This is a genomic window from Oscillibacter sp. CU971 (genome assembly GCF_905219725.1).
In the GTDB taxonomy this organism is placed as follows: Bacteria; Bacillota; Clostridia; order Oscillospirales; family Oscillospiraceae; genus Oscillibacter.
This window is the reverse complement of the sequence record NZ_CAJMXG010000109.1, coordinates 1-9,597: the sequence shown is the minus strand read 5'-3', so window position 1 is coordinate 9,597 and position 9,597 is coordinate 1. Positions and strand designations below refer to the sequence as shown.

The following is a 9,597-nucleotide window of genomic DNA, read 5'->3' as shown; positions in this document are numbered from 1 at the left end:
GGGCGGGCCGTCCAAAGATCGGGCGGCATCCGGGGTGTGCTTTGCCGCCTGTTGCTGCTTGGTTTTTTTAAGGTTCTTCCGCTTGCGCCCCTTTCGGGAAGCTGGCGGGGGGGCCTCACTGGCAACGGGAGCGTCCATCATGGGCGCGTCCGCAGCCATCCGCATGGAGGGAGCATCCGGCGCAGGGGTATCCGGTCCGCTGACTGGCTCCTGGGCGGCATAGACCGCTTCCTCCGCCGTCTGCTGGACGGGCCGGGGCTGTTTCCGCCGTTTTTTACCGGGGGAAACGGAATCGCCGCCGCCCCGCTGGGCCGCACGGTGGCCCGCCGCCTGTTCCAGGGGACGGGCCGGACCGAATGATATGTCCGCCGTGCGCTGGCTGACCCGCTTTTCCTCGCCGGTAGCCATGTTTTGCTCCACCAGACCGTCTCGGCCCAGCTTTTGCACCGTTTTTGCCCTGGCCTGGAACTGTTTACCGCTCATAGAGCCGCCTCCTGGGGCTTATGTTCTTTGTCTGGCGCGGGAGCGGGCTGTCCGGCAATTTCCGCCTTTTTTTCCGCCAAAGCCTGACGAATAGAGGGCTTTTTTTCCGCCTGACGCTCTGCCCGCGCCTCCCGTGCGGCCTCCGCCGACAGCTCCAGGCTCTCCACCCTGCCAATAGCGGCGAGAGTGGCGTTGTTCATGTTGGACAGCAGACTTTTCGTGGCCCGCATGGGAGCGAGGACCATGGACTGAAAGCGGCCCTCCTGCCCGCCATCCACCACCTGCGTCTCCTTGCCGGTCAGGGTACGTCCAGCGTTCTTCAAATGACCGCCCACGCTCCGCAGCTCATGGCCGACGCTCTCCACCTTCTCAATGTTCTGCTTCGTGTCAGCAATCATGCCACTGATCTGCTCCTGCAAGGATTCCAGCACATTTTTGGCTCCAATGGCGGACACGGCCTTGTCCAATGCAGTCACACCCGCCTCCTTGAAATTTTCCACAGCGGCGGCGGCACATCCGGCGATCTTCTCCCACAGGTTATCCAGCGTTGCCTTAATCTGGTGTGCCTTATGTTCCAGCTTCGCCGCCGCGCCCTGCATGATATATTTGGCGGACGGCTCCCGCACCTGGGTAAGCTGTTGGCGGACTTCCTGCAACTCCTGAAGAACAGCTTCATACTGCCGATTCATACCGTCCATATACCACATAAGTGCGGACAAGTCCTGCACCTGCCCCTGCCGCCCGTTTTCCTCCAGCAGTTTCATAAACTGCTGGATCGTCTCGTTACTCTGTAACGGGTCCACTGATAAGCGCCTCCTTCCTAAATTCGCTGGCCCGTTTTACCGCCATGTCGCAGTAAGCAGGGTCAATCTCCGCACCCAGGTAATCCCGGCCCGCCATCATTGCCGCCACCGCTGTACTGCCGCTGCCCATAAAGCCGTCAAAGATTAGCTCTCCGGGCTGGCTGGAAATCTGAATCAGCCAAGATAAAAACTCCGCATTTTTGATGGTAGGATGATATATCCGGTGTTTCTTCTGCCACACAGAATTGTAAGTTGCCTTGGGATATTCCGTCCCGAACCAACAAGCGTTGAATCGGGTCTTATACCGCTTGCTCGGATTTGCCCCTGGGCGGGGCCGCGTCCCCTCCTTCTTCCGGTTTTGCAGCAGAGGCGTATGGTTGAAAGTCCGCCGCCCCTTTTGGCAAAAAATGAGCCATTCAGCGTTGTTGGCATAGCTGCCCTGCAAATCGCCAATCCCACCAACGGTGCCCTTTTCTACTACCAAACAATTCTTGATGGAGAAACCTGCCTCCTTCAAACAGTTATAATGGTAGGGATAGCAGTCAAAGCGGGTAAAGAAATAGGCGTGGCTGTCATTCCGCAGAATGCGGTAGCTCTCCCTGGCGAACTGTTCATAGTCAATGCCGCTATCACCGGCGATGGGAGGGTGCGGACATCGGGCAAAGTTATTTTGATACCGGATGCCGTAAGGAGGGTCGGTTAGAATCATGGATACATAGCCGTCCGGGATCTGTGAAAACAGCTCCATACAATCCATCCGGTAGATTCGATTTCGCTCCGGCTCCATGGTCATCCGCCGTCCTCCGCCAAGTCCTCCAACTTGGTGGTCATAATGGAGTACAGCTCTGTATCCTTCGGGAAGTGGTCCACAAAGGGGATGATGACGCTCCCGAAAAACAAAAGCCCCTCGCCAGCGTTGGAGTTGGTCACATAACCAAGCTGGTGAGGGGAAATATTGAGCTGTTTTGCCAGGATTTGACGGTCGCCGCCCGCCTGGTTCAGCATATAAATGAAATCGCTGTTTTCCAGGATATTCTCAATCTCACGGGAGGAAAGCAGGTCCTTTACATTTTGGGTAAGACCGGTCGGGATACCGCCCCATTTTCTGAACCGCTTCCAAATCTCCACCGTATAGGCGGCGGTCTGTTCCTCCCGCAAGAGAAGGTGCATTTCGTCAATGTAGAGGCGGGTGGACTTATGGGCTTCCCGGTTCTCGCTGACCCGGCCCCACACCTGATCTTGAACCACCTGCATACCGAATTTTTTGAGCTGCTTGCCCAGCTTTTTAATCACATAGCACACAATCCGGCTGTTGATTTTCACATTGGTCCGGTGGTTGAATACGTTGAGGGAACCGCTGACGTAGATCTCCAACGCCGTGGCAAGCCGCTGGGCCTCCGGCTCCGGCTGTTGGCAGAGAAGTGCGTGGAGGTCTCCCAGCACCGGCATTTTCTCAGGCCTGGGGTCTTGCAGATATTCCCGGTAGACCATGTGTACACAGCGGTCAATGACCGTTTTCTCCACAGGCTCCAGACCGGCCTTGCCGCCCACGATCAGCTCCATGAGGGAGAGGATGAAATCGCTTTTCAGCGTCAGAGGGTTATCATCATCACTGTAATTGAGGTTCAGGTCCATGGGGTTGATGAATTGGTCCGAGGCGGGGGAAATGTCGATCACCTGCCCGCCCAGCCGCCGCACCAGGGGCGAATATTCGTCCTCTGGGTCGATAATGGCAATATCATCCGTGGTGATAAGGAACGAGTTGGCGATCTCCCNCTTGGCGGAGAAGGATTTACCGCTTCCGGGAGTGCCAAGGATTAGCCCGTTGGGGTTTTTAAGTTTCTTGCGGTCCGCCAGAATCAGGTTATTGGAAAGAGCGTTCAGCCCGTAATAAAGGGCCTCCCCCTGCATGAAAAGCTCCTGGGTGGTAAAGGGCACGAAAATAGCGGTGCTGCTGGTGGTGAGGCCACGCTGAATGGCGATCTGGTTCAGGCCCAGAGGGAGGGAGGACATAAGGCCCTGCTCCTGCTGGTAGTCCAGCCGCCGCAGGGCGCAGTTGTACTTTTGCGCGATGCCCGCCGCCTGGAATACGTTGTTCTCCAGCTTTTGCCGCGTCTCCGCCGTGTTCATCACCAGCATGGTGACGAGGAACATCCGCTCATTCCGGGATTGCAGGTCCTCCAAAAGCGTCTTGGCCTCCGCGCCGTAGGTGGCGAGATCAGAGGGGATGATGTCCATATCATACCCCGCTCTGACTGCTTTTTTCTGTTCCTCAATGGTCATTTTCTGTAAATCGGTGATCTTTCGCTTNACATTTTTAATGGCCGCGCTCTGGTCAATGGACTGGATATGGAGCGTGACTACCATACTGCTCTCCAGGTCCAGGAAGTCCGCCAGCATACGGTCCGTCAGCTCCGGGGCCAGGATTTGCAGGAAGGACATTGCCCCATAGGTCCTGCCAATCTGGAACATCCGGCCATTCTTAAAAGTGAAGCTGTCCGGGGCAATGAAGTCCTTGCTGGACAGGCCCGTCTTGCAGATCGCATCCCAGGCGAAGCGGAACTTCTGATTGTCCGCCGGGTGGAACATCTTATGGAGGACGGCCAGCCGCTCATAGCCATTGAGGGAGTGCGCCCGCACCCCCAGGGTCTTGAAATTAGCCAGCACATCCGCCTCAATGCGTTCCAGCCGGGGCTTGGCCTCCTTCAGACTGTCCGCCTCCACGCCAAAGGTGATGTACTTGGTCTTGGTCAGGCCGTTGTTGCCCTTAGAGAGCTGCCCTTGCAGCATATCCGAATATTCTTCCCGGATGCTGTTGAAAGCGTCCGTCTGGTCGGGGATATGGATGGACTGGCGCTGCTCCTCCATGTCAGCGGGCTGGTTGAGGAACGAAAACTGGACCTGGATGGAGGAGTCAAAATAATTGAGGAAATCGCACCAGTTCTCAAAAATCAGGTTTTTGTCCTCATTTTGCGCCAACTGGTAGTTTATATCGTAGAATTGGACCTGCTTTGTAAAGAAATGCTCCGACACCACGCAGATGCCGTCCCGGCACATCTCCCGGTAGGGGATGGTCTGCTGGGCGGTGCGGGGGATTTTGCCGTCCCGCTTGGCCTTCTGGACGGAAGCGGACAGCCGCCGCTTCTGGCGGCTGGTGAGCTTGGCGTCCGGGGTCAGGCGGATGGTGTCCCGCAGATCGGCTTTATCTTTTTTGTGCTGTCTTTTTGCCACTTGCAGATTTTTTACTTGCTTTTCCTGCTTTTTTTGCAATAGCATGAACCTCCTTTTCATGATGATTCAGCCGCTCTATGGCGGCGTAGAGATTGTCGGTCTGGTAGGGACGGACCTTGGGGGCGAGGAACTGCGCCCGGATGAAGTGGCCCAGCGCCTTCTCCAAGGGCTGGCCGTCCTTTTCGTAGATGCCGAACAGGAAGAAGGGCAGCATGAGGCCGATCATCAGCAGAGCCGCAGCCTCGTTGCTGAGGCTGTTCCGGGTGAGCATATAGGTGGGTACGCCAATCAGACCGCCTACGCCGAAACAGATGAGTTGGCGCGAGGTCAGGTTGAACGCCACCTTCGTCTTTACTTTGGCGAGGTCCTTCGGGACAGGGACAAAGGGCATGGTTACGCCTCCTTTCGCAGCACATCCCGGATGCCCTGCATGATGTAGGCCACACACGGGACGGCGACGCTGTTGCCCAACATAGAATAACGCTTGGTATCGCTGATAGGCTTACCATCGTGGCCGTACTCCGTCCAAAAATCCGGGAACCCCATCAACCTCTCAGCTTCAAGGGGGGTCAGCCGCCGCACACAAAAGCCGATACGGACCGGATTCTGATAGTTCAGCGAATAACCTCCCGATTTGGTTTTTGCCTGCAATGTGCCGCTGATTTCTTCCGTCTCCCGGAGATTACGGCAATCCACCGCACTGACAAACACATTGCTTTGCTGGTTTGCGAGTAAGGTCGGAGCCGTTTCTTCCTGGTAGCCCACACTTCCTGACGCACTCCCAGCCTTATGCCGGAATCCGGGGCTGCTGACGCGGAAGTCCAGTTCGCTCCCCATCCCAGCGGGCCGGGAGAGGCCAGCGCCGGAGGCGCACAGTGTTCCGGCAATCTGCGGATGCACCAGGAGGGGCCGCTCATGGGCCACGGTCAGGGGGGATTGATTGTCCAGAATACCAGCTTTGGCCTGCCCGGTTNNCATGCACANCATCCCAGCTANAATAGGCAGNTTTCCATGGGTCTGGCTGCGGAGGGTGGGGGAAATGCCGGACCGTTCCACCGTCATGGAATCGCCGCCCTGGTCGTTCAGGACCTCGACAATCCCGCCTGCTGCATCAGGGCTGTTTTCAGCAAAGGCGGTAAGTCCTTGCCGCGGCGTTCCGCCCGCCTCAAAATACCCGCACAGGCTTTTGGGGACAAACAGTATTTCTCCGGCGCTTTTTCCTCTAAAATCTGCGACAAGAAACAAGCGCCTGCGCCGCTGTGCTGTTCCGAAATGTTGGGCGTCGTACACGCACCAAGCGAGATCAACGCCTCGGCCTCGCGCCATTCCGGCGTTTGCCCACTTTCCAGATCGAGGCATTGAAACCGTACTCTTTGTGANCGCCGCAAGCACGGCCTGATAGTCACGTCCAGCCGCCGAACTCGTTGCGCCGACAACGTTTTCCCAGATTGCAAATTTGGGGTATTCGCCATGTGTCGCCTCCCTCATTTCATCAATAATTCGTATGGCCTCCATGAAAAGGCCGCTTCGCTCATCCGCGAGGCCCCGGCGCAGGCCAGCCAGAGAAAGCCCCTGGCAGGGACTTCCAAAAGTGATAATATCCACGGGCGGCAGCTTCGCACCGTCCAGCCGGGTAATGTCGCCCACATGAACCATATCCGGGAAATGGCGCCGGGTAACGGATATGCACTCCGGCACGATCTCACTAGCCCACAAAGAGCGGATACCGTAAAAAGAAGCGGCATAGGGAAAGCCCCCTATGCCGTCAAAAAGTGATCCTAATGTTAAGTTGGTTTTTCCGTAGAAAATAGGTTATCTCACCTCCCGGTCTTTCAGTTTTGCGGCGGGCTGTTCGCCGGGGACGGGCTTTGCCGCAAGCTGGGCCTTAATGGAGGGTTTCTGCTTCGGCTGCTCCCGCATAGCGTCCAATTCCTTCCGCACCATACCAACAAAGCCGTCCAGCACCGCAGAATGGCTGTTGACAACATAGGCCCAGCGGCGATCCTCCGCGTCAGCTATGGGAACAGCCGCCGCCCACGCGTGATTGCTGCGGGAAAACCGCTGATCCTGCGCTCTGCTCTGGAGCGTAGCAGCCAGCACACAGGTCACGCGCTCCGGGCCGAACTCTGCCAAAACACCCTTTACATCGGCGTTGAGGTGCATACCGTCGAAACCGTCTCGAATTGCGGTTTCAATGGCTTCTCTGCAAGCCTCATTCGCTTGATAGGAGGCACGAAAAGCATCCAACTCCCCGTGTTCCCAGGCATATTCGCCGGTGTGCTGATAGAGTGGGATAGCGCGGGTAACCTCCCGCTGGGCCTCCAGCTGGGCCTCCAGTAAATGGTTTGCCCGATCCTCAATACATTCCTGGATATCGTCCATGTGGCCCGTCTCCATATCCTGGAAGTCATTGTAAATGTCCGCCAGAGGAGATTCGGATTCCAGCAGCACCTCCGCCTGGGACGCGGGGAGACCCAGCNCCTCTATCTCCAAGAGAATGTCCTCTCGAATGGTATACTCATGGGCATAGTTCAGGGCTTCCTCCACTGTCATGCCCAACAGCCCGTGCTTGAACCGCTCCTGTTCTGCCGCCATTTTGTCGTATAACGCCTGATTCAATTTTTCTCCGTCCATGAACGTCTCCTTCCTTTATAATAATTTCTCATACCGCAATTTCATCTGCGGCGGGCAGAGGTCCACAGCGGGACAGTGTTTGCCGGTCCAGCGTTTTCCCCCTGCCTGCCCCATACACGTCCAGCCCGCCGCCCGGATACTGGCTCCGGCCTCCGTGTCCAACGTGTAGGTGATGATCTTGCGGTAGCCGATAGCCTTTGCCGCCCGCGCCGCCGCAGAGTACAGCATACTGCAAACGTTTTTCTCGCCGATAGTACAGAGCCGGGTCACTTCCAGCGTCAGGCCGTTGTCCAGATAGCGGCTCACGGGGCGGCCCACAATGGCAACGCCAACCAGCCGTCCCTCCGCCGCACAGCCGATGGAAAACTTGTGACCGGTGACGGGCTTATGGTGGCGGTGATGGGCGGCTACAAAAGCGTTGGCTTCTTTTAGGGAAACAGGGACCAGGGACAGCACGTTACCGCTCCCCCTTGTCCACTTTCCTCCCCTGGGTAGGGGCCTCTGCCTGACGTGCCGCCGCCTCTTTGGTTGCCCCTTTGAGTGCGCCGCGCACAGAGGGGGGGCGCTCCTGCTCCACCGCTTTCTCATACGCGCCCAAAACAGCGGCGTTCAAAGCCTGCCGCATTTCCTTGGTGGTGGGACAGCAGATGGGGTGGTATTTTTCATCCTGCCCCTTGGTGCTGGGCATTGCGACATACGGCCCCTTCTCCGTGTTGTAGATGCGAATGTTGTTGACAGCGAACACGCCGCCCAGGTTCACGCTGGCAAAGCCCAGCAGCTTGCCATGGTCCTTATCCGGGTCCTTGGGCAGATAGATTTTCACGTCCACACCAGGGACGGAGGGGGCCTCCGCGCCGGTTTCCGGCGCTTTGCTCTCGCTCAAATTGCAATCCTCCTTATTTTAATGTGCGTTGAAAATGGATTTGCTGACCGCTCCGGTCTTGAACAGGGAGAAGCACAGCAGTACCGTGTACCCGGCGCATTGCCAGATAGCAACGTGAATACTGCCGCCGGTGGTAATCTGCCCGATCAACACGGCGTAAATCGCCACACAGATCATGATGAAAAAGCCTTGCAGTCCCAGGGCCACAAGGCCGCGCAGATAGTTGTTGCCCATCTGCCCCCACTCCCGGTTAGTCATGGTGGCGAAGGGAATCGCGCCAACGGAGCAGTAGATATAAATTTCAATCATCCGGCCCACCAGCACAAGCATGACGCAGAAGGACAGAATGGGCATGGTGATTTTCAGAAGCATTGTCNCCACCAGCAGTCCAAACAACTCTCCTAGCTCCATGACCTCCAACTGCGCGGACACGTCCCCTATGATCGTGGCAAAATCAAGGCTGGTGTTCCCGGTGATAATTCCGGCGCTCTGCTGTACCACGTTCTGCCCCATCTCAAAAATTGCCATGGTAATATCAAAGGTGTGGGTGACGAGGTAAACAGCGATAAACGCTTTGAGAATCCATTTGTAAATGGCAAAGGTTTCAAAGTCGTGGAAGTTATTCTTCTCCATGATAATACTGATAAGCTCATAGCACAGGACAAAGGTAATAATCATCCCAGCTATTGGAACTACCACATTGTCACTCAAATTGCGGATCATAGAAAAAACCCCGGCGTTCCATGCCGCCGGGGTTGTCCCCACGTTTGCCGCAACTTCCCCGACCTCGCTGTTGATCTGGTCAAACATCCCGTCCAGGTTGCCCATAATGCAGTCCCGGAGGATACCTTTGATCCAGTCTGTGATTATGTCGAGGATGTTCAGCATTGGTTACGTCCTCTTAGCCGAACAGGTTCGCCAGCAGGGGAATAAGCTGCATACCGATCAGAGCAACGCCGCCGCCAGCCATGAGCTGTTTCATGCCTTGGGACTTAGCTCACTACGGATAAAGAAGCAAAGAGAGGTTAAAAATTTTTGCCGTCACTATCCGGCGGGGCCTCGCCGGATAGGTCTGGCTCAATCGTCAGGCAAGTCCACCTTGCCCACAAAAGAATAATAAATCTCGATGTCCTGGTGGCGCGTTCCCTGCTCGTCCTTCCAGCACTCATGCACCACGATTTTCTCCACGAACTCCCGCAGGAGGGTGGGGGTCAATTCCTCAAAGCTGGTGTACTTCCGAACGACTGCCATAAACTTCTCTACGTTCACAGCGGCCTCCTGCGCCTGCCCCAGCTCCACCTGTAACTCAGCGACACGGGCTTTCAGCGTGGCCTGCTCCTGCTCGTAATCGGCGGACAGTTCNATGAAACGCTCGTCCGTGATGCGCCCGCTCACGCTGTCCTCATACAGACGCTTGAAGATGCCGCTCAACTCTCCGATGCGCTTCTGCGCCGCCTCCAGCACCCGGCGGCGGGCGGCGTTCTTTCGCTTGCCGCCGTCCTCGTTCTGCGCCATCAGCAGCTTCATAAACCGGGCCTCATGCTTGGCGGCGTAGCTGGTGAC

General features: G+C 56.7%; 10 protein-coding genes and 2 pseudogenes. All 12 read right to left on the bottom strand.

Features of this window, described 5'->3' with window-relative positions:
* A pseudogene (locus JX325_RS08970) lies at positions 1-483 on the bottom strand (peptidase M24); the annotation flags it as partial.
* Complete coding sequence (locus JX325_RS08965; RefSeq protein ID WP_204790815.1) at positions 480-1,286, bottom strand: DUF6674 family protein; 807 nt, start codon at positions 1,284-1,286, stop codon at positions 480-482. The gene JX325_RS08965 and the pseudogene JX325_RS08970, both read right to left, overlap by 4 nt.
* The gene (locus JX325_RS08960) at positions 1,267-2,079 is read right to left on the bottom strand and encodes a site-specific DNA-methyltransferase (protein WP_243414010.1); all 813 of its coding nucleotides are present in this window, start codon (positions 2,077-2,079) and stop codon (positions 1,267-1,269) included. The genes JX325_RS08965 and JX325_RS08960 overlap by 20 nt, the downstream gene beginning before the upstream one ends.
* Complete coding sequence (locus JX325_RS08955; RefSeq protein WP_243414009.1) at positions 2,076-4,562, bottom strand: VirB4-like conjugal transfer ATPase, CD1110 family; 2,487 nt, start codon at positions 4,560-4,562, stop codon at positions 2,076-2,078. Before JX325_RS08955 ends, JX325_RS08960 begins: the two co-directional genes overlap by 4 nt.
* Positions 4,489-4,908 (bottom strand): PrgI family protein, encoded by a 420-nt coding sequence (locus JX325_RS08950; RefSeq protein WP_204790814.1) that lies wholly within the window; start codon positions 4,906-4,908, stop codon positions 4,489-4,491. The genes JX325_RS08955 and JX325_RS08950 overlap by 74 nt, the downstream gene beginning before the upstream one ends.
* A gap of 2 nt (positions 4,909-4,910) precedes the next feature.
* Entirely contained in the window at positions 4,911-6,326 is a 1,416-nt protein-coding gene (locus tag JX325_RS08945) for a DNA cytosine methyltransferase (RefSeq protein WP_204790816.1), read from the bottom strand.
* Between the two features lie 3 nt (positions 6,327-6,329).
* Complete coding sequence (locus JX325_RS08940; RefSeq protein ID WP_204790813.1) at positions 6,330-7,151, bottom strand: DUF3849 domain-containing protein; 822 nt, start codon at positions 7,149-7,151, stop codon at positions 6,330-6,332.
* Between the two features lie 15 nt (positions 7,152-7,166).
* On the bottom strand, positions 7,167-7,607 hold the full coding sequence (locus JX325_RS08935; RefSeq protein ID WP_204790812.1) for an XF1762 family protein: 441 nt from the start codon (positions 7,605-7,607) through the stop codon (positions 7,167-7,169).
* A 1-nt stretch (position 7,608) separates the two neighbouring features.
* The gene (locus JX325_RS08930) at positions 7,609-8,034 is read right to left on the bottom strand and encodes a SpoVG family protein (protein WP_204790811.1); all 426 of its coding nucleotides are present in this window, start codon (positions 8,032-8,034) and stop codon (positions 7,609-7,611) included.
* Positions 8,035-8,052: 18 nt separating this feature from the next.
* On the bottom strand, positions 8,053-8,922 hold the full coding sequence (locus JX325_RS08925; protein WP_204790810.1) for a VirB6/TrbL-like conjugal transfer protein, CD1112 family: 870 nt from the start codon (positions 8,920-8,922) through the stop codon (positions 8,053-8,055).
* Positions 8,923-8,935: 13 nt separating this feature from the next.
* Positions 8,936-9,031: pseudogene (locus JX325_RS18115) on the bottom strand (Maff2 family mobile element protein); the annotation flags it as partial.
* Between the two features lie 80 nt (positions 9,032-9,111).
* Positions 9,112-9,597, bottom strand: a 486-nt coding sequence (locus JX325_RS08915) for a DUF4368 domain-containing protein (protein ID WP_204790809.1), incomplete at its 5' end; no start/stop codon positions are given.

Excerpts from the sequence above, each read along its gene's own strand:
- JX325_RS08960 (WP_243414010.1), bottom strand. The coding sequence starts at position 2,079 with ATGACCATGGAGCCGGAGCGAAATCGAATCTACCGGATGGATTGTATG.
- JX325_RS08950 (WP_204790814.1), bottom strand. The coding sequence starts at position 4,908 with ATGCCCTTTGTCCCTGTCCCGAAGGACCTCGCCAAAGTAAAGACGAAG.